We start from the raw sequence: 24,082 nt of genomic DNA, 5'->3' as shown, positions 1-24,082 counted from the left end.
CTCGGAGCTCGTGGTCTTTCGCGGACTGTCTCTTGTGGACGTGAAAGAGGCAGGCGTCCCTGGTGGGGCGCCTGCCTCTTGGGGTTCTCGTCAGCCGAACAGCCCTCGGATGGTCATGGCGATGGAGATGATGACCACGCCGAAACCGCTGTAGAGCAGCATGTCGACCACGCGGCTGCGGATGGCCAGCAGACCGGCGCGCTCGTCCGGGATCATCGCGCGCAGTCCCGCCGCCACCAGCAGAGCCAGACCGAGCACGACCGTGCCGCGACGCCAGTGCTGCAGGGCCACCAGCAGAAACCCGATCAGCCCGATGCCGCACACCAGGCCGAACGGCACGTGGACGGACAGGCGATACCTGTCCGGGATCCAGTCGCTCACGTTCCTCCAGTCCCCGCGCCGAAGCTCAGCCCAGGTTGCGCTCGGCCGCCTCGACGACGTTGGTCAGCAGCATCGCGCGGGTCATCGGGCCGACGCCGCCGGGGTTCGGCGACAGGAAACCGGCCACCTCGGCGACGTCCGGGTGCACGTCACCGGCCAGCCCGTCCTCTGTGCGCGTGACGCCCACGTCGAGCACGGCCGCGCCCGGCTTGACCATGTCCGCGGTGATCAGGTGCGGCACGCCCGCGGCCGCGACCACCACGTCCGCGCGAGAGATCTCCGAGGCCACGTCCTTGGTGCCGGTGTGGCACAGGGTCACCGTGGAGTTCTCGCTGCGGCGGGTCAGCAGCAGGCCGATCGGACGGCCGACGGTGATGCCGCGACCGACGACCGCCACGCGCGCACCGTTGAGCTCGACGTCGTGACGGCGCAGCAGCTCGATGATGCCGCGCGGGGTGCACGGCAGCGGAGCCTCCTCGCCCAGCACCAGCCGGCCGAGGCTGATCGGGTGCAGGCCGTCGGCGTCCTTGGCCGGTGCCATGCGCTCCAGGAGCGGTCCGGCATCGAGGTGCTTGGGCAGCGGCAGCTGCACGATGTATCCGGTGCACTCGGGATCGGCGTTGAGTTCGTCGATCACCGCCTCCACGTCAGCCTGGCTGACGTCGGCGGGCAGGTCCTTGCGGATCGACTTGATGCCGACCTTCGCGCAGTCGTTGTGCTTGGCGCGCACGTAGGACTGCGAACCCGGGTCGTCTCCGACCAGCACCGTTGCCAGGCCCGGGGCCTGCCCTCGCTCGACGAGCCGGGCGACGCGGGGTCGCAGCTCCTCGAAGATCGCGTCCTTGGTGGCCTTGCCGTCGAGAATCGTCGCGCTCACAGCTGCTCATCGTGGCAGATCGGTCGCGGCTTGACCTCGCCGGTCCGCAGTTTTCTCCGCGACTTCTCCCACCACTTCCCCGGCGGGCCGCAGCGGACCGGAGCGGCGCAGGTGCACCAGCACCACGCCGAACGCGGCGACCGCCAGCGCGGCGCACGTCGCCCCGGCCAGTGCCGGTCCCCCGCGGTCCATCATCGAGCCCACCAGCGGGTTGGCCATCGCGATGCCCATCGTGCTCGCGGTCGTCGTCCAGCCGAACGCCTCGCCCCGGCGTTCCGGTGGTGCCAGGTCGGCCAGCCGACCGTTGGAGGCCGCCAGCAACGGCGCGATCGCCGCACCGCCGACCGCCAGGATCGCCCCGATCACCCACGGCGATCCGCTGGACACGGGCGGCAGCGCCGGGACCAGCGCGCACAGGCCGAGCGCGGCCAGCCCTGAGCGAACTCCCAAGCGGTAGCGCGGGAAACCGCCCATCGCCAGACCGCCCACCAGCGACCCCAGCGCCCACATCATCGCCATGACTCCCGCCAAACCGGGCTCACCCCGCTCGCGGGCCCAGCCGACGAGCACCAGGTCCACCGAGACCAGCGCGCCGACGGACAGGCTGAAGAAGCACATCATCGACACGAAACCCCGCACCCGCACCAGACCGGCCGAACGTCCTGGCGCAGCACCGCCGCCCAGCCCGCCGCGAATCCCCGCCCGCCACCACGCCGAGGCGAACAGACCGGGACCGATCAGCGCCCAGGCCGCCAACACCGCCAGCGCCACCGACGGGCTCCACGCCGCCACCACGAACGTCGCCAGCATCGGCGCCACCACGTAGAGCAGCTCCTGCAGCGTCGCCTCGACGGCGTAAGCGGCCTCGCGCGCCTCGCCCTCGGTGATCCGCGGCCACATCGAGCGCGCCACCTGCCCCAGCGGCGGGGACGCCAGGCCCGTGGCGAACCCGACCAGCAGCATCAGCCACCAGTGCGCCCCGTCCAGCCGCTGCGTGGTCACGATCATCGCCGCGAACCCGGCCGACTGGAAGAACCCGCTCACCACCAGCACTTTCGCCACCGAGGTGCGGTCGGCCGCCCGGCCGCGCACCGGTCCGGCGATCGCCTGGCCGATGGTCATGGCCGTGCAGACCGCGCCGCCGATCGCGTAGGAACCGGTCCACTCGGCGATCAGGAACGTCAGGACCATCACCTGAGCCGGGATGTAGAGGCGGGCGAGCAGGCCGAAGCCCATCAGTGACGGAGCGTGTGGGACAGCGGCCAGTAGTCGGTAGGGACGCAGCACGTGATAACTGTGTCGTTCGGCACGGGCGTACCGCTACTGGTTTTCGGGGCCCCTCGCTGATCCAATACACCTGGTGGTGTGATGTTCATGCGAACTTTCAGCAGGCAAGCTCTGGGGCGAGATCATCGGTCTCACCCAGGGTGATCTTGAAAACCGCCACAAGACGATCAACGGCGGCGCGGATGTCACACACAGCGCACAACGCCGGGCCCGCGTCGAGTAGCGTTTCGACGGGGTGGAGTCGGGTTGCCTCGTCGAGAGGGGGAGGATGTCACCCATGTCGCGTCCGACAGCGATCAGTCCGGAAGAGCAGGAGCAGATCGCCCGCAAGATCGGTGTTCTGCTTTTACAAGGCGCTCCTGAGGACTGGCAGGAGATCACGGTGGAGTACCGCGCCACCGGCGAATACACCGACCTGCTGGGTGAGCTCACCGCGCAGGACGGCAGTTCACGCTCGTTGGAGCCGCCGGTCGAGCTGCGCGAGATCTTCGAGCGCCTCCGGGAGGGCATGTACCGCCCCGACGTGGGCACCTGGTTGAGCGCGCTCTACGTGGTCGAGCGCCCGTCCAGTTATCGAATCGATATCAACTTCGACACCGAGCCGCAGTGGCAGCGCCCGCTGCCCCGCGCGGCCTACGTCGACGAACTTCGCCGCTACCCGCGGTCCGAGGACAACATCCCGGACTGGATGCAGGAACGGGTCGACGGCACCGCATCCTCGCAGGCCGAGGACACCCCCGTGGTGCCGGACACGGTCGCGGGGCTCGAGGACGAGACCGCGTTCTCCTCCGCCACCGTCGGCTCCGGCCGCTTCCGGATCACCAACGTCTTCGACGACGTCGACGACGAAGGTCGCCCGGTGGTCTCCGAGCGCCGCCCGGTGCCCGCCGATGAGGTCGGCGCGCTGCGGCAGTACCTGGAGAACGCCCCGGTCGTGCTGGCCTCCCGGGAGAACGAAGAGGACCACTTCGACCCCGAGCGCGCCCAGTCCGTCCCGGGCACCTGGCACACCGACGGCACCTGGCTGTGGCCGGGCTCGGTGGCCTACTACCTCGCCCAGTACGGCATGCCGCCGGAATCGGCGCTGGTCGAGCACGTCCGCAGCCGCGGTTTCACCGTCGGCGACGTCGACGACGAGACCCGCGAAGCCGCCGTCAGCGAACTGGTGGACCAGCCCGACGAGGCTGCCGGCGAACCCGAGTCGAACTCCGGGGACGACGCCCTCGGCCTGGGCGCCGGGGTGGCCGCCGGAGCGGGAGCTGCCGCCGCCGGCGCCGCCGCGATCGGCTCCACCTCTGGTGAGCCCGAGGTCGACGAGGTTCCCGAGCCGGCCGACGAGCTCGTCGAGGACGACGCACCGTCGGCCTCCGGTTCGCGGCACGTCCTCGACGAGGACGACGACGCGCCCGACGCCCAGGAAGTGCTGGCGCAGCTGCACGACCGGCTGTCCGACTTCCAGGTGGACAGCGACGCCTACCGGTTGGGCAGCCGCAGCGCAGACGCCCACTGCCTGGTGCAGGACGGCGACGACTGGGTCGTCACCGGCAACGAGGACGTCCGGTTCGCCCGCGTCGACCACGCCGCCGCGTACCTGCTCGGCAAGCTGCTGATGGAGCAGCCCACCGCGTCGGCCGCTCCGGCACCGGCCGCTCCCGAGATCGCCGACCTGCCGCAGCGCGGCGCGCCGGAACCCGAACTCCCGCAGCGCACGCCGCAGGAACCGGCCGATCTTCCGCAGCGCACGCCGGAGCCCGCCAGCGAGCTCCCGCAGCGCACGCCGGAACCGGCCGACCTGCCGCAGCGCGGTCAGGAGCCCGCCGACCTCCCGCAGCGGACCCCGGAACCGGCCTCCGAGCTGCCCAAGCGCACCCCGGAGCCGTCGGCCGATCTGCCGCAGCGCACGCCGCAGGCGTCGGAACTGCCCCAGCGCGCCGCGCGCGAGCCGGAGCAGTCGGGCCCGAGCACCGGTGGGAACCCGCTGTTCACCGCCAACCAGGAGGCTCCGCAGGCGTCCCAGGAACCGGCCCCGCCGGCACCGCCCGCCGACGAGCCGACCCGGTTCCAGCCGGCTCCGTCGATGGACCGCCCGCTTCCGCCGCAGGCTCCGCCGTCCCCGCCCGCGGGGAACCCGGTGCAGCCGCAGGCCGGTGGAGCCCCGGGGTCCAACCCGCTGCCCAAGCGCCAGCCGCGCCGGGACAGCAACGCCCCGGTTCCCCCGGCCGGCAACCCCGCCGCGCAGCAGGGTCCGGTCGGTGGCGCCGAGCGTCGTCCCGGTCCCGGTGGCCCCGGCATGGCCGGTCCGCAGCGACAGGGCCCGCCGCCCGGACCGCCGCGTCCGCAGCAGGGTCAGCAGCCCCCGCAGGGCCAGCCGCAGGCCGCGCCCAACGGCCAGCCTGCCAACGGCCAGGCCCCGCAGGGTCAGCAGATCCAGCCGCTCAACGGCGAACCGCCGCTGACGCTGTACCGGGACCGCCGGATCGTCATGCTGCAGCCGGGCACCGAGCTCGACCGCTTCGGCGAGCCCAACGGCAACGTGATGTACACCGTGCGCACGCCGTACACGCACCGCTCGCTGCCGCCGCAGTGGTCCAACCGGACCTACTCGGCCTACCGGGTGCAGCGCCCGATCCAGGCGCTGCGGGGAACCGCGGTCGCGTGGTTCGAGCAGCCCGGTGGCGGCACCGCGTTCGTGCTCCCGGCCTCGGTCAGCGACCTCATCGCCGACGGCACCCTCGCCGAGATGCCGTCGGGCGAACGTCCGCCCATGGAGTGAAACCGGTTGAGAAGAGGGCCCTTCCCCAGCTCGGGGGAGGGCCCTCTTCTCGCGCTGCAGGCCGTTCAGTCCAGGTGCAGGCCGTGGGCCGCTGCGAAGGACAGGGCCAGGGCGGTGTCGACCCGGGCGCCCCGGAGGTTCGCCTGGACCAGGGCGTCGGCGTCGAGGCGGGCATCGCGGAGGTCGGCGTTGTTGAGGCGCGCGCCGAGCATTCGGGCGCCGCTGAAGTCCGCTTCGCTGAGGTCGCAGCCGCGCAGATCGCACTCGGTGAGGTTGGCCTCCCGGAAGCGGACGCCGTGCAGATCGACGTCGCGCAGGTCGCAACGGCCCATCGCGACCAGGGTCATGTCGGTCTCGCGGACCGTCAGCGACCGCAGCCGGCAGTCGACGAAGCTGGACCCGAGCAGGCTGCACCCGTCGAAGCTGCTCTTGCCGAACACCGTGCGCTCGAACTTGCAGGACCGGAACGCGCTGGCGACGTGCGAGGAGGTGTTGAGGTCGGCGCCGGTGAAATCGCAGTCGGTGAACACGCAGTTGCGGGTCTTCAGACCGGTCAGGTCGGCGTCGGTGAACACGCATCGCTCGAAGACCCGGCCGGACCACTCCTGATCCGGCAAGATCGCGTCCTGGAAGTCCTCACCGACCGCGCTCGTCATGGCCCACACCTTGGCACGAGCGCCCGACGACACCGGAGGCACCATGCGAATCCACCGAGTTGTTCCCAACATCAGGGCCACCGACATCGCCGCCACCCGTGATCACTACGTGCAGGTGCTCGGTTTCGAGGTGGTGATGGACATGGGCTGGATCGTCACGCTCTGCGCCCCGGACGACCGGCTGCGCCAGCTCGCCCTGATCACCGAGGACGCCAGCGCTCCGGAGCACCCGGACATCTCCGTCGAGGTCGACGACGTCGACGCCGCCCACGCGGCCGCGGTGGAGCGGGGCGTCGAGATCGTGCACCCGCTGACCGACGAGCCGTGGGGCGTGCGGAGGTTCTTCCACCGCGACCCGAGCGGCACCGTCGTCAACACCCTGTCACACCGGCCCGCCTGAGACCTCGCGGCCAGGAGCTGTTCGCGGTCCGCGTCAGGGGACGACGACGACCGGGCGGACCGCTTCGACCACCAGCGTCGCCGGGACCGTGCCGAGCAGGCCGCCTCTCCGGCGCGAACGACCGACGACGATCAGGTCGGCGCGGTACTGCTCGGCGACCTGCTCCAGGCCCACCGCCGGGTCGCCCCGGTGGTGCACGAAGTCCCAGTCGATGTCCACCCACTTGAGGTGCGAGACGACCTCCTGCTTGAGCTCCTCCACCAGGGACTCAGCAGCTTCGCTCGCCACCGCGACGCCCATCGGCGACCAGTAGGCGACACCGCCCACGGCCTCCACGTAGACCAGCACGAGACGCGCGCGTTCCCGCCGGGCGAGACCCGCCGCCCACGCCGCGGCGTGGAAGCTGGCCGGGCTGCCGTCCATGCCGACGACGATGCCGCCCAGACCGTCCTTGCCGATCTCGAATTCACGCTTGGTGCTGTCGCCTTCGGCCACGCCGGAATGGTACTCAGTGCCCGGCGGTCGTGGTCCCTTCGCCGGGCCCGAGGCGATTTGCCGACGGGTCTCCCGCAGGCCGGGGACGCCGCGTTAGGTTCTGCTGCGTGACCGCAGTGGAGCCCCGCACCGAAGCCGAACAGCGCGCCCTGGACGCCGTGAACATCGACGCCATCGTCGACGACCTCCGCGAACTGGTGGCCATCCCCAGCGTCGGAGGCAGCTCCGCCGAGCACGACGCCCAGCAGTGGTGCGCGGACCGCCTTTCCGCGCTCGGCCACCGGGTCGACCACTGGCGCATCGACGTCCGCGAACTCGCCGAGCACCCCGACTTCCCCGGCCAGGAGGCTCACCGCGACGAGGCCTACGGCTGCGTCGGCGTCAGCGGCGAAGGCGACCCGGCGCTGGTGTTCTGCGGGCACACCGACGTGGTGCCGCCCGGCGACCTGGACCGCTGGCCGAACCGCGACCCGTACTCGCTGCGCATCTCCGACGGCATCGCCGCCGGTCGCGGCACCTGCGACATGAAGGGCGGCGTGGTCGCCTTCCTCGGCGCCCTGACGGCGCTGCGCACCGCTGGCGTCGAGCTGGCCCGGCCGGTCGCGGTGCACGCGGTCGTCGCCGAGGAGGACGGCGGTCTCGGCGCGTTCGCCACGCTGCAGCGCGGCCACCGCGGTGAGGCGTGCGTCATCGCCGAACCGACGCAGAACACCATCGTGGCGGCCAACGGCGGTTCGCTGACGTTCCGGCTGGAGATCCCCGGGCAGAGCACGCACGGTTCCACCCGCTACCGGGGCGTCAACGCCCTCGACAAGCTCGCCGAGCTGCTGCCGGTGCTGCGCGAGCTGGAGACCCGGCGCAACGTCGATCCCGACCCGCTGGTGGAGCACCTGGAGATCCCGTACCCGCTGTCGGTCGGCACGGCCCGCGTCGGCGACTGGGCCAGCACCGTGCCGGACCTCGCGGTCGCCGAGGGCCGCTACGGCGTGCGGCTGGGCGAGTCCGTCGAGCAGGCCAAGACCGAGTTCGCCGCCGCCGTCGCCGAAGCCTGCGCGGCCGACCCGTGGCTGGCCGAGCACCCGGTCCGGGTCACCTGGCCGGGCGGCATCTTCGCCAGCGGCCGGTTCCCCGAAGGGCACCCGCTGCTCGACGAGACCCGCGAGGCGATCACCGCCGCCGGTGGTCCCGTCCCGGAGGTCGTGGGCGCGCCCTACGGCTCGGACCTGCGCCAGTACGCCGCCACCGGCATGCCGACGCTGCAGTACGGCCCGGGCGACGTGCGCTACGCGCACGCCGACGACGAGCACGTCAGCATCGCCGACCTGGAGCAGTGCGCCCGCACCTTCGCGCTGCTGGCCATCCGCAGGTGCGGAATCGCGTAAAACCCACCCCGTCAGGCAAGTGCCGAAGGCGCTTTCTCCGTGCCCACCAAAGCAACTCGCACCGCCGCGGGTTCTGACACGTCTTCTGGGGAGGACAGCCGCAGCGCCGTGTATTGGACACATACACAAGTCTCGGACCCCGGAGCCAGAAGGCGTGTCAGGTTCCGCCACCCGCACCGCTGAGCACAACGACCACAGAGTAGTTGTCACTGGTAATGCTCAGTGGAAGTCGCGCGATTCCGAGGGCACGCGGATGTTCAGTTTTTGAAGCCGATCAGCACGCAGGTTGATCACCTCCTCGGTTCGTTCGATCACGCCGCGCACCAACAACGCGGCGCTGGTGCGTCCGACCTTCCGGTAGCGGGCCCACAGCCCTGGTGAGCAGACGACGTTGACCGTTCCGGTTTCGTCCTCCAGGTTCAGGAAGGTGATGCCGCCCGCGGTCGACGGGCGTTGCCGGTGCGTCACGGCTCCGCCCACCAGCACCCGGGTGCCGTGCTCCACTTCGGACAGACGCGCGGCCGGCAGTGCGCCGAGCTCGTCGAGCCGGGCTCGGACGAACTGCAGCGGGAAGCTGTCCGGCGACACCCCTGTCGCCCACACGTCGGCCGCTGCCTTCTCGACGCCGTCCATCCCGGGCAAGGCGGGGGCGTCCGACGAGACGGTGGTGCCGGGCAGCCGGTCTGGTCGTTCGCGGGCCGCCGCCGCGGCGTTCCACAGCGCTTCGCGCCGGGTCAGGCCGAAGCAGTCGAACGCCCCGCCGGTGGCCAGCGCCTCCATCTGCGGTGCGTTCAGCCGCACCCGCCGCGCCACGTCGGCCATGTCGGCGAACGACCCGTGCGCGGCGCGTTCGGCGGTCAGCTTCTCGGCGAGGTCCTCACCGAGCTTGCGCACCGACGACAGGCCGATGCGGACGGCCTGGCGCCCGGTGCTGGTCGCGTCCGGTTCCAGGTCGGCGTGCACCCGGCTGGCGTTGATGTCCGGCCCGCGCACCACGACTCCGTGCCTGCGCGCGTCGGCGACCAGCGACTGCGGCGAGTAGAAGCCCATCGGCTGCGCCTTGAGCAGTGCCGCGCAGAACGCCGCCGGGTAGTAGCGCTTGAACCAGGCGCTGGCGAACACCAGCAGCGCGAAGCTCAGCGCGTGGCTCTCCGGGAACCCGTAGTTGGCGAAGGCCAGCATGCGGCGGTAAATGTGCTCGGCCAGGTCTTCGTCGATGCCGTTGGCGGCCATGCCCTCGAAGAGCCTGTCCCGCAGGCGTTCCATGCGCTCCGCTGAGCGCTTGGCGCCCATGGCCCGGCGCAGCTGGTCGGCTTCGGACGGGCTGAACCCGGCGACGTCGACGGCCAGCTGCATCAGCTGCTCCTGGAACAGCGGGACCCCCAGGGTCTTCTTCAGCGCGCCCTTCATCAGGGGGTGGTCGTAATCCCAGTCCTCCTCGTCGTTGCGGCGCCGGATGTAGGGGTGCACCGATCCGCCCTGGATCGGGCCGGGCCTGATCAGCGCGACCTCGACCACCAGGTCGTAGAACTCGCGAGGTTTCAGCCGGGGCAGCGTGGCCAGCTGCGCGCGGCTCTCCACCTGGAACACCCCGATCGCGTCGGCCTTGCACAGCATCTCGTACACCTCGGGGTCGGACAGGTCCAGCTCGCCGAGGTCGACGTCGCGGCCGTGGTGCTCGCGCGTCATGTCGATGGCGTAGTGCAGCGCCGAGAGCATGCCCAGGCCGAGCAGGTCGAACTTGACCAGGCCGACGGTGGCGCAGTCGTCCTTGTCCCACTGCAGCACGGTCCGGCCGGGCATCCGGGCCCACTCCACCGGGCACACCTCGCTGACCGGCTGATGGCAGATCACCATGCCGCCGGAGTGAATCCCCAGGTGGCGCGGGAAACCCATCAGCTCGTCGGCGAGTTCGCGCACCGCGCCGGGGATCTCGGAGTCCTCGGGAAGCGGGCCCCAGTGCTCGATCTCCTTGCTCCAGGCGTCCTGCTGACCGGGCGAGTAGCCGAGCGCGCGGGCCACGTCGCGCACCGCGGACTTCGGCCGGTAGCCGATGACGTTGGCGACCTGCGCGGCGTGCGTGCGGCCGTACTTGGCGTAGACGTACTGGATGACCTCCTCGCGCCGGTCGGACTCGATGTCGATGTCGATGTCCGGCGGCCCGTCGCGTGCCGGCGCGAGGAACCGCTCGAACAGCAGCTGGTAGCGCACCGGGTCGGCGTTGGTGATGCGCAGCGCGAAGCACACCGCCGAGTTCGCCGCCGATCCCCTGCCCTGGCAGAGGATGTCCTGCCGGCGGCAGAAGTCGACGATGTCGTGCACCACCAGGAAGTAACCGGGGAACTCCAGCTCCTCGATCACGGCCAGCTCGTGCTCGATCTGCCGGTACGCCTCCGGTGCCGCCTGCGGTGGCCCGTAGCGATCGAGCGCGCCGAGGTAGGCCAGCTCCCGCAGGTGGCTGACCTCGGTGTGGCCGGGTGGCACGTCGAACGGCGGCAGCTGCGGGACCACCAGGCTCAGGTCGAAGGCGAAGGACTTGCCCAGCTCGGCGGCCCGCTGCACCGCACCCGGGTAGCGGGCGAAGCGCTCGGCCATCTCGGCACCGGAGCGCAGGTGGTTGCCCGCCCAGGCCGGCAGCCACCCGTCCACGTCGTCCAGGCTCCGCCGCGCGCGGACGGCCGCGACGACGCTCGCCAGCCGCGCTCGGTCCGGCCCCGCCAGGTGCGCACCGGTGGAGGCCACCGTGGACAGTCCGGCGCGATCGGCGAGCTCCGCGAGCGCGTCGTTGCGCACCGAGTCGGTGGGCAGCCCGTGGTCGGTGAGCTCGACGGCGACGTGCTCGCGGCCGAAGAGCCCGACCAGCCGGTCGAGCTCGACCGCCGCCGCGTCCATCCCCCCGGTCGCCAGCGCCGACCGCACCGCACCTTTGCGGCAGCCGGTGAGCACCTGCCAGTGCCCGGCCGCCTCGGCCGCCAGCTCCTCCAACCGGTACTCCGGGCGTCCCTTCTCCTCGCCGCGCAGCTGAGCGGTGCTGATCGCGCGGCACAGCGAGGCGTAACCGTCGAGGTCGCGGGCCAGCACCAGCAGGTGCCCGCCCTCGGGGTCGGGGATGCCGTTCTGCGGTTGGGTGAGCCCCAGGCTCAGCTCGGCGCCGAACGCCGTGCGCACGTCGTGCTCCTTGGCCGCCTCGGCGAACCGCACCACGCCGTAGAGCCCGTCGTGGTCGGTGAGCGCGATCGCCTCCAGGCCGAGCCGCGCGGCCTCCTCGATCAGCTCCTCGGGGTGGGCGGCACCGTCGAGGAAGCTGAAGTTGGAGTGCGCGTGCAGCTCTGCGTAGGGCACCCGGTCGCCGGGTGGTGCCGGGCCTCTTCCGACCGCGCGATGCCCGGCGCGCGGGCGCGACGGCGGACCGTCGTCGGGGCGCGGCAGCACCTCGCCGGAGAGGGCCTTCTCCAGCTCCGACCAGCTCTGGGGAGGGTTGAACCAGCTCATGAGCCTAGTGAACTCCTGTTCGAACGATCAGCGCTACCGAACAGCCGGGCTTCCACTCGAACGAGTGTTCGCCAGATCAGCGGTAGGCCCCCTGGACCCACCAGTCCCCGCGCTCGTGCACCAGGAGCAGCGCCACCTCGTCGGATCCCCCGTCCAGGGCCTCCGGGACCAGCACGACCTGGAGCCGGACCAGCGCGCGCGGTGGGACCTGCGAATCCGGCGCGGTCTGGCCGGAACCACCGGCCAGCAGGTCCACCCACCACCGCTCGGTCACCGGCCACGGCCCGGCCCAGCCCGCCACCGCGCGAGACCTGCCGCCACCGACCTCGACCGTCTGCGGCGCGGCGGACAGCCCCAACCGGCCGGTGATCCACACCGGCTCGCCCGAAGCGTCGAGCACCCGGGCCGGCCACGGATCGCCCGGCACCACCGTCGGCGACGGAGCCGGGATCCTGCCCGGCCACGGCGGCTCGACGGGCAGCGCGGCCCGCCGCTCATCGCCCCACGGCACGAATCGCACCTGGTCGCGCGGGTCCCGGCCGCCGCCGAGAACACCGGTCAGCACGGCCTCCGGACCGAGCATGCCCTGCACTCGCGCGAAAGCCCGGCCCGCTCTGGCCGCGGCCTCGCCGGTGGCCGCGCTGAGCAGGTCCAGCTGCAGACCTCCAGCGCCGACCACCTCTTCGGGGCGCAGGCTCAGCTCGTCGAGCCCGGCGGTTGGCTTGCCCTTGCGGCTGCGGCCGTTGAGCCAGCCGTCGAGCTGCCAGCGGACCCGGTCGGCGGTGGCCGCCGGAGTCAGCGGTTCCGCGCAGCGCCAGACCCGGTGCAGCTCCTCGCCGTTGCCGGTGCGCGCCGAGATGCCCAGCCGAGTGCAGGCGAGGCCGAGATCGCCCAGCTTGGCGTGCAGTTCGTCGGCGAGCACCTTGGCCACGAACGCGGCCCGGTCCACCCGGTCCACCGGCGGGTCGAGCTCCTCGGTGACGACCAGCTCGGGCGGTGGCCGCCGCCGCTTGACCGGGCGCTCCTCCTGACCTCCGGCCGCCCGGTGGGCCAGCAGGGCGGCAGGGCCGAACCGGGTCGCCACGTCCGAGGACCCGAGCGCCGCGAACTCGCCGAGGGTGCCGATCCCCAGCCGGCGCAACAGGTCCACGAGTTCCGGCTGCGCCGCCGCCTGCTTCTGACCGAGGCGGTCGGCGAGCTGCTCGATCTCCTCGATCGGCAGCGGTGCGAGGAACTCCCGGCTACCACCGGGTTCGACGTGCCGCGCGTGACGAGCGGCGAGGATCGCGGCGAACAGCCCGTCGGCGACACCGATCCGGCACTCGACACCGGTCTGCGCGTCGATCTCGTCGACGAGCTTCTCCGCGGCGACCTCCTCCCCGCCGAAGTAGCGGGCGGGTCCTCTGGCGGGAACGGCGACCAGCCCCGGGCGGACGACCTCGACGCCGGGCACCAGCTCCTCGACGGCGATCACGACCGGCTCGAAGAACCGCACGTCTCGCGCCGGATCGTGTTCGCAGACGACGAGTTCGGGGCAGCGGCCCTGCGCTTCGCGGCGGCGCATCCCCCTGCGCACACCGCTTTCCCTGGCGGTCGCCGAGCAGGCGACGACCCGGTTCGCGGCGAAAACCGCTGCGGGGACGAGTGGTTCGAGTTCGGCGGCGCGCGAAGCGGCCACCACCGGCCAGTCCGGGCACCACACGACGATTCTGCGGGCGGGCACGTCGCTCACCCGGCCACCGCGCGCAGGTGCGCCCGTGCGGCGGGGCGCTCTTCGACACCGGCGAGCGAGCCGTCGCGAGACGGCAGCAGCAACCGGCAGGAACGCGGCTTCGACGCCGCGCCACGCCCTTCCGCGCTCACCGTGACATCGCGTTCCCGCAGGTGACCGTGGCCATGACCCAGTCCGCGCCAGCGCGCGCCGGAACAGCGCAGCTGCACTTCCGCACCCGGCCAGCGACCGAACGGCAGCAGCACCGAACCACGGTTGCGCGCCCGCGCGGAAAGCCTGCGGGCATCGGCGTCGAGCACCTGCCCGGTTCCGCCGACCACGACCAGGTCGACACCGTCCAGCAGAGCGGCGATCACACCCGCCGGGTCGGAACCCGGCCGCGGCACCACCGCGAGCCGTTCCAGCGAGACCCCGGCCTCAGCGGCGGCGGCCAGGTTGATCCCGGGCAGGCCCACCACGGTCGCCCAGGAACCGTTGGCCGTCGCCTCGGACAGCAGCGCGAAGAGCAGCGACACCGATCCGTGCACCGCCACCGTGCTGCCACGGCGCAAACCTGGCCATGGCAGCACGGCGGCGAGTTCCGCCCGCGTCGGCAGCACCCGGCCCGCACCCGGGACACCGCCCGCCTCGACGTGCGGCACACCCACGGACACCCCGTCAGCCGTGGGCGCGCTCAACGCCGCCGAAGACACCGTCGCGGACATCGCCGCCCTCCCCACATACGTGACCGCGGTGGGTGCCCGACCCCGGCGCGGGCACCCACGAACACAGCCGCTGCGGGGAAGGCAGCGGTGGAGTCAGCACTGCGCCTGCACCCGGATCACAGCGCCGAACTCCATCGGAGCGGCCGACCCCGACACCGGCCGTTTCCGATCTCGAACCTCAGTTCGAATAGCTTTATTCAACCCCCAGCCCCCACCCCCCGTCAAGGACCGTGGCCGGATTGGGTGAACATTCGTTCGAGAACCTCCTGTCGCAGCAGGTGAGTGGGTTGCCGTCGTAGCCACGACGTGGGCGGGCGGACTCGAAATTCGCGCGAAATCCGCCTTCGGGATGCGAAACGCGACGAGCCCCGGACCTCGGGTCCGGGGCTCGTCGGAACTGCTCGTCGTCAGTGGGCGAAGTGGCGCGTGCCCGTCAGGTAGACCGGGACGCCCGCGGCCTCGGCCGCGGCGATGACCTCGCCGTCCCGGACCGAACCGCCCGGCTGGACCACGGCGCGCACACCCGCGTCCAGCAGGACCTGCAGACCGTCCGGGAACGGGAAGAACGCGTCCGACGCGGCGACCGAACCCTTGGCCCGGTCACCGGCGCGGGACACCGCCAGGCGCGCCGAGTCGACCCGGTTCACCTGGCCCATGCCCACGCCCACGGTCCCGCCGCCGTCGGCCAGCAGGATCGCGTTGGACTTCACCGCGCGGCAGGCCCGCCAGGCGAACTTCAGGTCCGCCAGCGTCGCCTCGTCCACCGGGGAACCGGTCGCCAGCGTCCAGTTCGCCGGGTCGTCGCCCTCGGCGTCGATCGCGTCCGAACCCTGCACCAGCATGCCGCCGGAGATCGCGCGCATCTCGACCCGGCCGCTCTGCGGCGGCTGAGCGGTCAGCAGGCGGATGTTCTTCTTCTTGTTCAGCACGTCCACAGCGCCCTCGGCGTAGCCGGGGGCCACCACGACCTCGGTGAAGATCTCCGCGACCTGCTCGGCCATCGCCACCGACACCTCGCGGTTGGTCGCGATCACACCGCCGAAGGCGCTCACCGGGTCGCACTCGTTCGCCTTGCGGTGCGCGGCGGCGATGTCCTCGGCGACCGCGATGCCGCACGGGTTGGCGTGCTTGATGATCGCCACGCACGGCTCGTCGTGGTCGTGCGCGGAACGCCACGCGGCGTCGGCGTCGACGTAGTTGTTGTAGGACATCTCCTTGCCGTGCAGCTGCGCTGCGGCGGCCAGTCCGGTGGCCTGCCCGCCCGACACGTACAGCGCGGCCGGCTGGTGCGGGTTCTCGCCGTAGCGCAGCGCGGAGCGGCGCTGCCAGGTCTCACCGATCCAGCCCGGGAACGTGGCGTCGTCACCGGTGGGAACCCTGCTCATCCAGGACGCCACCGCCACGTCGTAGGACGCGGTGTGCCGGAACGCCTCGGCGGCCAGCTCGACCCGGTCGGTCATGGTGAAACCGCCCTCGCGGACCTCCTCGAGGACCCACTCGTAGCGGCTCGGGTCGACGACGACCGCCACGTTGGCGTGGTTCTTCGCCGACGCGCGCACCATCGCCGGACCGCCGATGTCGATCTGCTCGATCACCTCGTCCTGCGCGGCGCCCGAGGCCACCGTCTGCACGAACGGGTAGAGGTTGACCACCAGCAGGTCGAACGGGGCGATGTCGAGGTCGCGGAGCTGCTTGGCGTGCTGCTCGCGGCGCAGGTCGGCGAGCAGACCGGCGTGCACCCTCGGGTGCAGCGTCTTGACCCGGCCGTCCAGCGCCTCCGGGAACCCGGTGAGCTCCTCGACGGGCGTGACCGGCACGCCGGCATCGGCGATCGCGCGCGCCGTGCCACCGGTGGAAACGATCTCCACCCCGGCGGCGTGCAGCCCGGTGGCCAGCTCCAGCAGGCCAGACTTGTCCGACACGCCGATCAGCGCGCGACGAATCGGGCGCCGCTCCTGGGAGTTCGCGGTCACGGGATACTCACCTTCCGTCCCTGCACGGTCCACCCGTGCAACGCCAGCTTTTGAAGAGTGCCGACCAGCAGCCGCCGCTCGACGGCCTTGATCCGCTCGTGGAGGCTCGCCTCGTCGTCATCGGGCAGCACCTCGACGGCTTCCTGGGCCAGGATCGGCCCGGTGTCCACACCGGCGTCCACCACGAACAGGGTGCAACCGGTGACGCGGACTCCATACTCCAGCGCATCCCGCACCCCGTGCATGCCGGGGAACGAGGGAAGCAGCGCCGGGTGGCTGTTGAGGTATCGGCCGTCGAAGCGGGCCAGGAAGTCGGCGCCGACGAGCTTCATGAACCCGGCGGAGACCACCAGGTCCGGCTCGTGCTCGGCGCAGGCCTCGGTCAGCGCGCGGTCCCACTCCTCGCGGGAGGTGTGGTCACCGACCTTGCGGACGAACGTGGGGACGCCGGCGCGCTCGGCGCGGGCCAGCCCCTCGATGCCGTCGCGGTCGGCGCCCACCGCGACCACCTCGACCGGGTAGTCGGGTTCGCTGGTGGCGTCGAGCAGGGCCTGCAGCAGGGTGCCGGAACCGGAGACGAGCACGACCACCCGCGCCGGAGCGGCGGTCGTGATCCGGTTCGGGTGCGCGGCGGTGCTCGGCTGGTCGGGCGTACTCGGGTTCAGCGTTCGCTCCTGACATGCCTCGGCACGATCTCCCCCGCAGCGTAAGACCTGGTTGCGGGGTCGGCTCCGGCAGGGCCCGGGCGAGTGGCGCAGCGCTCACCGCCGGTCGCGCGGTGCGGGCTCCTCCTCGTCCTGCTCGGCGTCGAACTCCTCGGCGGTGACGTGCGCGGCGGAATCGGCTTCAGCGTCGGATTCTGGGCGGGCGGCCGGGATTTCGGCGATCAGGTCGTCGAGGTCGGTGTAGTCGAAGTCCTCGTCCTGCTCGGTGTCCTCGGCCGGTTCTGGATCGATGTCCTCGTCGAACTCGTCGGTGCCGAAGGCGTTCAGCGCCGGGTCGTCGGCCTCCTCCACGCCGCCCAGCCAGGTCATCACCAGCGCCGGGATCGCCAGCCAGCACGACGTCGCCAGCGCGAGAGCGACCGGGTGGAACGACACCACCCCGATCGGACCGTTGCCGAGCTTGCCACCGGCGACCGCCGCCAGCACCAGCACCGCCAGCGCCGCCACCCCGGCCGCGACCAGCACCACCACCAGGCGACGGACGAGCGGACCGGGAACGCGCCTGGCGACCAGCCCCATCAGCATTCCGACCAGCAGCGGGAGCAGCAGCACCGCCGACCACCACACGGACGGCCCGTCGTCCGGCAGCACCGCCAGCAGCGGCAGGTCCGGCATCGGCCCCGGCGCGTGCTCCAACGGCTGGACGACCTGGGAGCCGAGGGAGAACCCGCTGCCGGCGGCGAAGGACCAGCCGGCCAGCACCGCGTTCGGGAGGTACAGCAGGGAGAACAACGTGGCACCGACGGCGTCTCCCGCACCGCCCATCCGCGACATCGAGGTGACCATCTCCGGCGCCGAGAGCGCGATCGCGACCAGCAGCACGCCCGCGCCGGCGGCGACCACGGTGGCGATGGTCAGCAACCCGATCCGCAGGCCCGTCCAGACGTAGGCGTCGGTGCGCTCCCACACCAGGTAGAACAGTCCGCACCGGTTCGCGACCCCGGCGGTCGCCGCGATCGCGGCGGTCAGGCCGCAGCTCAGGAACGCTTCGACCGGGACCGCGCTGAACGGATCGGTCAGCAGCAGCGCGAACAGCGCGCCCACGAACGCGTGCACCAGCGCCATCGTCGCGATCACCGGCCAGGCCTGGTCGGGACGGCGCAGCCGGCAGCGGCGGGCGACGAACGCCGACGCGGCTGCCACCAGCAGCACCACGCCGATCGTGGGCAGCATCGGCAGCACGGTCAGCGGAGCGCCCGAGATCACCAGCGGCGACTGGTAGAGCACCAGCCATCCGGGCATCGCGGCCATCAGGACCAGCAGCGGGTTGAGGCTCGCCCCGCTGGCGATGCCCACGATCAGCGCGACCAGGGCGGCGACGGCGAAGAACCCGATCAGCGGCACCGCGCCGACGACGGCGATGAACAACCACCGGCGCAGACCCTGCTTCCGGTCGGAATGGCCGGCGGCCACGGCGTGGGGGATCGGATCCAGCGCAGACACGCGACCGAATGTCGCACCACCACTGCTCCGAACGGCCCCGAACACGCCAGCGCCTCCGCCCATCGGGCGACGCGCCTGAGGCATTGGGCGGTTTTGGCCCGAACCGACCGGACATAACGGGCGTTGATCATGGACGGTCCGGACCAGAACCGCCCACGGCCGCCACGTCATGGCCGGCGTGATGGGGGCGGGTCAGAAGGTGGGTGGGTTCGCGCCCGGGTGGGGCATCTGGCGGGTGCCCTGGGGGCCGCCGCTGTCCTGTTCCGACTTCGGCTGCGGGGTCTGCGGCTGTTGCGCGGGCTGGGCCGGTGGCTGCGGCGCGGCTTGGCCGTTCTGCTGCTGACCGGGCTGCGAGATCGGACCGGACTGGTTCGCGGGCCGGTTCGGCTGGGGACCGCTGGAATCCGGGTTGGGCGTGGCGAACCCGTCGGACGACGGGTTCCGGCTTCCCGGCTGCTGGGCGGGCTGACCGCCGCTGGACGGGTTCCACGGCGGCGGGCCGCCGAACTGGGCGCCGGGAGCGGGCTGCCCCTGCGGGCCCCAGCCGGGGCCGGAGGGACCGGGGCCGGGGCGAGCGCCACCGGGACCGGCCGGACCACCCGGGCCAGGACCGCGCGGGCCGGGTCCCTGCGGGAACGGCTGCCCGTACGACTGGGACTTGGGGCTGCTCGCCGGGCCGGAGGCGCCACCGGCCTTGATCACGCCGCCCTCGACCAGCAGCACGCCCACCACGGCGGCCAGCTGCGCGAGCGCCAGCACCATCAGCACTGAGACCAGGCCGGATGCGGTGTTGCGGATGACGTCCTGCAGCAGCGCCAGCGCGGAGTAGGCCGCCAGCGGGACGGCCGCGAACAGCGCGTCCGGCGTCTTCGGCAGGAAACGCAGGCCCGCGAGCGCCGCGGAGGCGACGAGGCCGAAACCGGCCATGCTGCCCATCAGGGCGCCGACGCCGTCGTCGAAGAACCCGAGCAGGTAGCCGACAACGCCGGCGCCGGCCGCCACCATCGCGAGGACTTCTTTCAGCTCGAACGACCGACGACCCCCGTCGGTGTTCGGCTGTTGCGGATACGGGGCGGACATGACTTGATCGGACTCCTCGAAGGCACTCGATCGGGCTGCTGATCGACGGTACCGAATACGAGCCATCAGCAGGGCGGCCCGCCCGGCTAGGAGTTGTTCAGGAATCACCTCGTTCGGCGGCAGGAGTCGCGGAGCCCCAGCGGTGCGGACCGAGTCCCGCAAAAGCCGTCGGGGCCGGATTCCCCTGCGGGGAACCCGGCCCCGAACGAACGAGGTCGGTGCGGGTCTCAGCCCTTGACGATCTCGCGCATCAGCTTGGCGGTCTCGCTCGGCGTCTTGCCGACCTTGACGCCCGCGGCCTCCAGGGCCTCCTTCTTCGCCGAGGCGGTGCCCGACGAACCGGAGACGATGGCGCCCGCGTGACCCATGGTCTTGCCCTCCGGCGCGGTGAAACCCGCGACGTAGCCGACCACCGGCTTGGTGATGTTGGCCTTGATGAAGTCGGCCGCGCGCTCCTCGGCGTCGCCACCGATCTCACCGATCATCACGATGGCCTCGGTCTCCGGGTCTTCTTCGAAGGCCTGCAGCGCGTCGATGTGGGTGGTGCCGATGATCGGGTCACCACCGATGCCGACGGCGCTGGAGAAACCGATGTCCCGCAGCTCGTACATCATCTGGTAGGTCAGCGTGCCCGACTTCGACACGAGACCGATCTTGCCCGCGCCGGTGATGTCGGCCGGGATGATGCCCGCGTTGGACTTGCCGGGCGAGATGATGCCGGGGCAGTTCGGCCCGATGATCCGGGTCTTGTTGCCCGTGGCGTTCGCGTGCGCCCAGAAGTAGGCCGAGTCGTGCACCGGGATGCCCTCGGTGATGACAACGGCCAGGCCGATCTCGGCGTCGATGGCCTCGATCACGGCGTCCTTGGCGAACTTCGGCGGCACGAAGACGACCGACACGTCGGCGCCGGTCTCCTTCATCGCCTCCTGAACGCTGCCGTAGACCGCGAGCTCCTTGCCCTCGATCTCGACGGTCTGCCCGGCCTTGCGGGCGTTGACACCGCCGACGATGTTCGTGCCGGAGCGCAGCATGCGAGCGGTGTGCTTGGTGCCTTCAGAGCCGGTGATGCCCTGAACGATCACCTTGCTGTTCTCGTTGAGGAAGATAGCCATGATCGCCTCACGCCCCCGCTGCCAGCTCGGCGGCCTTGTCGGCCGCACCGTCCATCGTGTCCACCACGGTGACGACCGGGTGGTTGGCCTCGGCCAGGATGCGGCGGCCCTCGTCGACGTTGTTGCCGTCGAGGCGGACGATCAGCGGCTTGGTGGCCTCGTCACCGAGGATCTCCAGCGCCTGCACGATGCCGTTGGCCACGGCGTCGCAGGCGGTGATTCCACCGAAGACGTTGACGAACACCGACTTGACGTCCGAGTCGCCCAGGATGACGTCCAGACCGGCGGCCATGACCTCGGCGGAGGCGCCGCCGCCGATGTCGAGGAAGTTCGCCGGCTTGACGTTGCTGTGCTTCTCGCCGGCGTAGGCCACGACGTCCAGCGTGGACATGACGAGCCCGGCACCGTTACCGATGATGCCGACCTCGCCGTCCAGCTTGACGTAGTTGAGGCCCTTCTCCTTGGCCTTGGCCTCGAGCGGGTTCTCCGCGTCCTTGTCCACCAGCTCGGCCTGCTTGGCCTGGCGGAACGCGGCGTTCTCGTCGAGGGTGACCTTCCCGTCGAGGGCGATGATCTTGCCCTCGGGGTCCTTCACCAGCGGGTTGACCTCCACCAGAGTGGCGTCTTCGGCGACGAAGGTCTCCCACAGCTTGACGATCACGTCGGCGACCTGGTCGGCGACCTCGGCCGGGAACTTGGCGGCGGAAACGATCTCCTTCGCCTTGTCCAGGTCGACGCCCTCGATCGGGTCGATCGCGATCTTCGCCAGAGCCTCGGGCTTGGTGGCCGCGACCTCTTCGATCTCCATGCCGCCCTCGACCGAGGCCATCGCGAGGAAGTTGCGATTCGCGCGGTCGAGGAGGAAGGAGAAGTAGTACTCCTCCGCGATGTCGGAGGCGGTCGTGACCAGCACCTTGTTGGTGATGTGGCCCTTGATGTCCAGACCGAGGATGGCCTCGGCCTTGGTCTGGGCCTCATCCGGGTTCTCAGCCAGCTTCACGCCGCCGGCCTTGCCCCGGCCACCGGTCATGACCTGGGCTTTGATGACTACGGGCCCGCCGAGTTCTTCGGCTGCTGCCTTGGCCCCTTGCGGATCGGTCGCCACGGTGCCGGGCAGCGTCGGCACGTCGTGGGAGGCGAAGAGCTCCTTCGCCTGGTACTCGTACAGGTCCACTCGACTCTCCTGCGACGTCGGTGTCGGACTCGGTGACGATATCGACCTGCGATGACGCATGGGGCGGCGCACCTGGTGAACTGCCTCACCTGAGGTAGGGCGTCTGCCTGGGTCGACCCGTCCAACACGGGGAATCGCCTTGTGCGGCAGGAGCGATATCTGCGTTCGCGTGACGAACGGAACAGACGCCGTGACGGCGCTGCGCCCATGTTCGGGCACCGGAACGCCGCCCACAAGACGTCCGGGCGAGTGAACTCAGTTGGTCGGTTCGGCGGTGGTGCGGGCGGCCAGCGCCGTGCCGAGCAGGACCACGACGCACCCGAGCCCGAACCACAGGCCGAGTCCGGGCGCTGTTCCGGGCAGGCGCTCGGCGGTCAGCGGGAACTCCAGCGCGCGCACGCCCACCAGCAGCGCGGCACCGCACAGCAGCGCGGCGGCCTGACCGGGACGGCACATCGGCGCCAGCGCGGTCGCGCCGACCACGGCGGCGAGCGCGAGCACCAGACCCCACGAGGTGGTGCCGAAGTCGGTGAACACGCCCGGAGCGCTGTAGCCGGGAGCGGTCAGCACCGGCAGCGAGAACGCACCGGCGCCGAGGACGAGCGCGACCAGCGACGGGATCAGGACCAGGCGGCGCATCGCCATCTCGGTCAGGTCGACGTCGTCGCGCTCCACGGCTCCGGCGATCACCGCGAGCACCGCCGCGATCGCGGCGAGCAGCACGGACGCACCGGCCGCCCAGGCTCCGAGACCGGCACCGGCGCCGGCGGCCTGCACGGCGGTGAACACCGCGTCCAGCGATCCGGCCGCGGCCAGCGGAACCGCCGCCCACAGCACGGTCAGCACCGGCCGCAGCAGCAGCGCGAACTTCGGCAGCAGCATGCCCGCACCGACCAGGGCCAGCAGGATTCCGGCGGGCAGCAGCATTCGCGCCGGGTACTCCGACGGATCGCGCAGCCCGTAGGGCATGGACACGTGCGGGGTCAGCGCGGCCAGCACCGCGACGGCACCGGCCAGCAGCGCGAACGCACCGGCGAGGGTGAGCAGTCGGGTCAGCGCGGGAAGCCGCAGTTCGCCGACGTCTTCGGCCTGCTCGCCGCGACCGGCCCGCGCCGCGAGCACGAGCAGCACCGCGGCGGCCAGCAGTCCGAGCAGCGGTCCCCAGGCGAAGATCACCTCGTCGAGCACCAGCACCGACACCAGCGGCGGCACGACGACCGCGACCAGCGAGAGCGCCACGCCCAGCAGCCCGCCGCGCGCGAACTCCAGGTCGGTCGAACCGGCGAGCAGACCGGCGGCGCAGGGCACCGCGACGGCCAGCAGCGCGCTGCCGATGAGCACCGGCAGCGGCCCGTCCAGCGCGGTTTCGGCGGGCAAGTAGGGGTCGTCGGAGGAGAACGGCGCCATCAGCACCGCGACGCCGCCCAGCACTCCGGCGCACAGCGCCGAGGTGAGCAGGCCCTGCCGCTGCGTTCCGGCGCCGGACTCGCGGGTGCCCCAGGTGGCCAGGATTCCCGCGACCAGCACGAGCACGTGCCCGGCCGCCAGCAGCCACCAGCCGACGGCGGGTGCGAAGTTGATCAGCGAGGAGGCTCGGAGGAGTTCCGGGCGGGCGGCCATGCCCGCTTCGACGGCGAACTGGACGTCCTGCCCGAGCCTTCCGGGCGCGAAGGCGGCCGGGCCGACGAGCACCGCGGCGGCGGCCAGCGGCTTTCCGGCCCGCGCGAACAGCGCGGCGGCCACCGGCGCGAGCAGCGCGAGCACCAGCAGCAGCGGCCAACCCGGGTACGCGGCGGGAACGGCCGGGCTGGTCAACCCCAGCAGCGGGCCTGCGCCGGTGAGCACGGCACCGAGGGCTGCGAGCACGATCGCGGCACGCAGGCGGGCCGACGTGCCGAGCGTTGGCTGCGGGTCCGTGGCCTTGGCGGGAGCCGCCGAGGCAGACGAACCGGACGGAAGGTCGGGCCGCGCAGTCACCGCGCAGACGCTAGCAACCGGGTGACCGTTTCCGGACACCACCCGCAGTCGCTGTTCGGGGATCCGTGCGCGCCGACACGCCCGAGGAGCGCCCGAACGGAGCATTTTCGACGCGCCGACAAGACGCTCTTGGAGTGTGACTTGCAGCACAGAGCAACACTCCGGGGTGTCCGGATCGGTTCCGAAGACCCGGGGCGCTGGTCCGTTCGGAACCGCTGGTTCCGATCACGAAGCCGCAGGTGGCTCCGCTGTGCGACGACCACGCGCAGTATCGGCGAAGGCCCGACGATCCGCCTGACGAAGGTTCTTTCGACCACACGCGGTGGCCGACGCGTAACAGATCGGGATTTGCCCCTAGGGGATCAGCTTGGTTACTGTCCCCCGGTCCGTTGTCACGGTCTGATCACGAAGGACAACCT

The 24,082-nt window shown here is 71.7% G+C and carries 18 protein-coding genes; 3 read left to right on the top strand and 15 right to left on the bottom strand.

Features of this window, described 5'->3' with window-relative positions:
• Positions 1 to 90: 90 nt before the first annotated feature.
• From AB0J91_RS11940 to AB0J91_RS11930, 3 genes are read right to left on the bottom strand one after another with little or no spacing between them, the layout of a single operon-like run.
• Positions 91 to 381: a DUF3017 domain-containing protein gene (locus tag AB0J91_RS11940; protein WP_363867058.1), complete on the bottom strand. Its 291-nt coding sequence runs from the start codon at positions 379 to 381 to the stop codon at positions 91 to 93.
• A gap of 25 nt (positions 382 to 406) precedes the next feature.
• Positions 407 to 1,258, bottom strand: a complete 852-nt coding sequence (locus AB0J91_RS11935; RefSeq protein WP_363867055.1) for a bifunctional methylenetetrahydrofolate dehydrogenase/methenyltetrahydrofolate cyclohydrolase — start codon at positions 1,256 to 1,258, stop codon at positions 407 to 409.
• A 6-nt stretch (positions 1,259 to 1,264) separates the two neighbouring features.
• Complete coding sequence (locus AB0J91_RS11930; protein WP_363867052.1) at positions 1,265 to 2,494, bottom strand: MFS transporter; 1,230 nt, start codon at positions 2,492 to 2,494, stop codon at positions 1,265 to 1,267.
• A 328-nt stretch (positions 2,495 to 2,822) separates the two neighbouring features.
• Here AB0J91_RS11930 and AB0J91_RS11925 point away from each other — a divergent pair, with 328 nt between their 5' ends.
• Complete coding sequence (locus AB0J91_RS11925) at positions 2,823 to 5,318, top strand: glycohydrolase toxin TNT-related protein (RefSeq protein WP_363867049.1); 2,496 nt, start codon at positions 2,823 to 2,825, stop codon at positions 5,316 to 5,318.
• Positions 5,319 to 5,383: 65 nt separating this feature from the next.
• On the opposite strand, the gene AB0J91_RS11920 is transcribed toward AB0J91_RS11925, so the two are convergent.
• Complete coding sequence (locus AB0J91_RS11920) at positions 5,384 to 5,974, bottom strand: pentapeptide repeat-containing protein (RefSeq protein WP_363867046.1); 591 nt, start codon at positions 5,972 to 5,974, stop codon at positions 5,384 to 5,386.
• A 43-nt stretch (positions 5,975 to 6,017) separates the two neighbouring features.
• On the opposite strand from AB0J91_RS11920, the gene AB0J91_RS11915 reads away from it, so the two are divergent.
• Positions 6,018 to 6,374 carry a VOC family protein gene (locus AB0J91_RS11915; RefSeq protein ID WP_363867043.1) on the top strand — a complete coding sequence of 119 codons (357 nt, stop codon included), beginning with the start codon at positions 6,018 to 6,020 and terminating at the stop codon, positions 6,372 to 6,374.
• A 33-nt stretch (positions 6,375 to 6,407) separates the two neighbouring features.
• Here AB0J91_RS11915 and AB0J91_RS11910 read toward each other — a convergent pair whose 3' ends face one another.
• Positions 6,408 to 6,869, bottom strand: a complete 462-nt coding sequence (locus tag AB0J91_RS11910; protein ID WP_207918820.1) for a universal stress protein — start codon at positions 6,867 to 6,869, stop codon at positions 6,408 to 6,410.
• A gap of 107 nt (positions 6,870 to 6,976) precedes the next feature.
• Here AB0J91_RS11910 and AB0J91_RS11905 point away from each other — a divergent pair, with 107 nt between their 5' ends.
• A complete protein-coding gene (locus tag AB0J91_RS11905; protein WP_363867040.1) occupies positions 6,977 to 8,251 on the top strand; it encodes an ArgE/DapE family deacylase in 1,275 nt (424 codons plus the stop codon).
• A gap of 219 nt (positions 8,252 to 8,470) precedes the next feature.
• Here the strand turns inward: AB0J91_RS11905 and AB0J91_RS11900 are convergent, their stop codons facing one another.
• The 10 genes from AB0J91_RS11900 to AB0J91_RS11855 all read right to left on the bottom strand — a co-directional run bounded on the left by AB0J91_RS11900 (position 8,471) and on the right by AB0J91_RS11855 (position 23,663).
• Positions 8,471 to 11,743, bottom strand: a complete 3,273-nt coding sequence (locus tag AB0J91_RS11900; protein ID WP_363867037.1) for an error-prone DNA polymerase — start codon at positions 11,741 to 11,743, stop codon at positions 8,471 to 8,473.
• A gap of 76 nt (positions 11,744 to 11,819) precedes the next feature.
• Positions 11,820 to 13,475 carry a DNA polymerase Y family protein gene (locus AB0J91_RS11895; RefSeq protein ID WP_363867034.1) on the bottom strand — a complete coding sequence of 552 codons (1,656 nt, stop codon included), beginning with the start codon at positions 13,473 to 13,475 and terminating at the stop codon, positions 11,820 to 11,822.
• Entirely contained in the window at positions 13,472 to 14,179 is a 708-nt protein-coding gene (locus AB0J91_RS11890; protein WP_363867031.1) for a hypothetical protein, read from the bottom strand. The genes AB0J91_RS11895 and AB0J91_RS11890 overlap by 4 nt, the downstream gene beginning before the upstream one ends.
• A gap of 407 nt (positions 14,180 to 14,586) precedes the next feature.
• Positions 14,587 to 16,152 (bottom strand): bifunctional phosphoribosylaminoimidazolecarboxamide formyltransferase/IMP cyclohydrolase, encoded by a 1,566-nt coding sequence (gene purH / locus AB0J91_RS11885; RefSeq protein WP_363867028.1) that lies wholly within the window; start codon positions 16,150 to 16,152, stop codon positions 14,587 to 14,589.
• Entirely contained in the window at positions 16,149 to 16,736 is a 588-nt protein-coding gene (gene purN, locus AB0J91_RS11880; RefSeq protein ID WP_363867025.1) for a phosphoribosylglycinamide formyltransferase, read from the bottom strand. The genes purH and purN overlap by 4 nt, the downstream gene beginning before the upstream one ends.
• 177 nt (positions 16,737 to 16,913) lie before the next feature.
• A complete protein-coding gene (locus AB0J91_RS11875; RefSeq protein WP_363867022.1) occupies positions 16,914 to 18,320 on the bottom strand; it encodes a DUF6350 family protein in 1,407 nt (468 codons plus the stop codon).
• A gap of 192 nt (positions 18,321 to 18,512) precedes the next feature.
• Positions 18,513 to 19,400 (bottom strand): DUF5336 domain-containing protein, encoded by an 888-nt coding sequence (locus tag AB0J91_RS11870; RefSeq protein WP_363867019.1) that lies wholly within the window; start codon positions 19,398 to 19,400, stop codon positions 18,513 to 18,515.
• A gap of 227 nt (positions 19,401 to 19,627) precedes the next feature.
• Positions 19,628 to 20,512 carry a succinate--CoA ligase subunit alpha gene (gene sucD, locus AB0J91_RS11865; RefSeq protein ID WP_363790346.1) on the bottom strand — a complete coding sequence of 295 codons (885 nt, stop codon included), beginning with the start codon at positions 20,510 to 20,512 and terminating at the stop codon, positions 19,628 to 19,630.
• Between the two features lie 7 nt (positions 20,513 to 20,519).
• Positions 20,520 to 21,686 carry an ADP-forming succinate--CoA ligase subunit beta gene (gene sucC, locus AB0J91_RS11860; protein ID WP_363790348.1) on the bottom strand — a complete coding sequence of 389 codons (1,167 nt, stop codon included), beginning with the start codon at positions 21,684 to 21,686 and terminating at the stop codon, positions 20,520 to 20,522.
• A 255-nt stretch (positions 21,687 to 21,941) separates the two neighbouring features.
• Complete coding sequence (locus AB0J91_RS11855; protein ID WP_363867016.1) at positions 21,942 to 23,663, bottom strand: hypothetical protein; 1,722 nt, start codon at positions 23,661 to 23,663, stop codon at positions 21,942 to 21,944.
• Between the last annotated feature and the right edge of the window lie 419 nt (positions 23,664 to 24,082).

The organism is Saccharopolyspora sp. NPDC049357 (genome assembly GCF_040677225.1).
Classification (GTDB): Bacteria; Actinomycetota; Actinomycetes; order Mycobacteriales; family Pseudonocardiaceae; genus Saccharopolyspora.
Note: the sequence above shows the minus strand (reverse complement) of the source record. Positions and strands in the feature narration are given on the sequence as shown.

Excerpts from the sequence above, each read along its gene's own strand:
- AB0J91_RS11930 (WP_363867052.1), bottom strand. The coding sequence starts at position 2,494 with ATGGGCTTCGGCCTGCTCGCCCGCCTCTACATCCCGGCTCAGGTGATG.
- AB0J91_RS11925 (WP_363867049.1), top strand. The coding sequence starts at position 2,823 with ATGTCGCGTCCGACAGCGATCAGTCCGGAAGAGCAGGAGCAGATCGCC.
- AB0J91_RS11920 (WP_363867046.1), bottom strand. The coding sequence starts at position 5,974 with ATGACGAGCGCGGTCGGTGAGGACTTCCAGGACGCGATCTTGCCGGAT.
- AB0J91_RS11915 (WP_363867043.1), top strand. The coding sequence starts at position 6,018 with ATGCGAATCCACCGAGTTGTTCCCAACATCAGGGCCACCGACATCGCC.
- AB0J91_RS11900 (WP_363867037.1), bottom strand. The coding sequence starts at position 11,743 with ATGAGCTGGTTCAACCCTCCCCAGAGCTGGTCGGAGCTGGAGAAGGCC.
- AB0J91_RS11890 (WP_363867031.1), bottom strand. The coding sequence starts at position 14,179 with ATGTCCGCGACGGTGTCTTCGGCGGCGTTGAGCGCGCCCACGGCTGAC.
- AB0J91_RS11870 (WP_363867019.1), bottom strand. The coding sequence starts at position 19,400 with ATGTCCGCCCCGTATCCGCAACAGCCGAACACCGACGGGGGTCGTCGG.
- sucD (WP_363790346.1), bottom strand. The coding sequence starts at position 20,512 with ATGGCTATCTTCCTCAACGAGAACAGCAAGGTGATCGTTCAGGGCATC.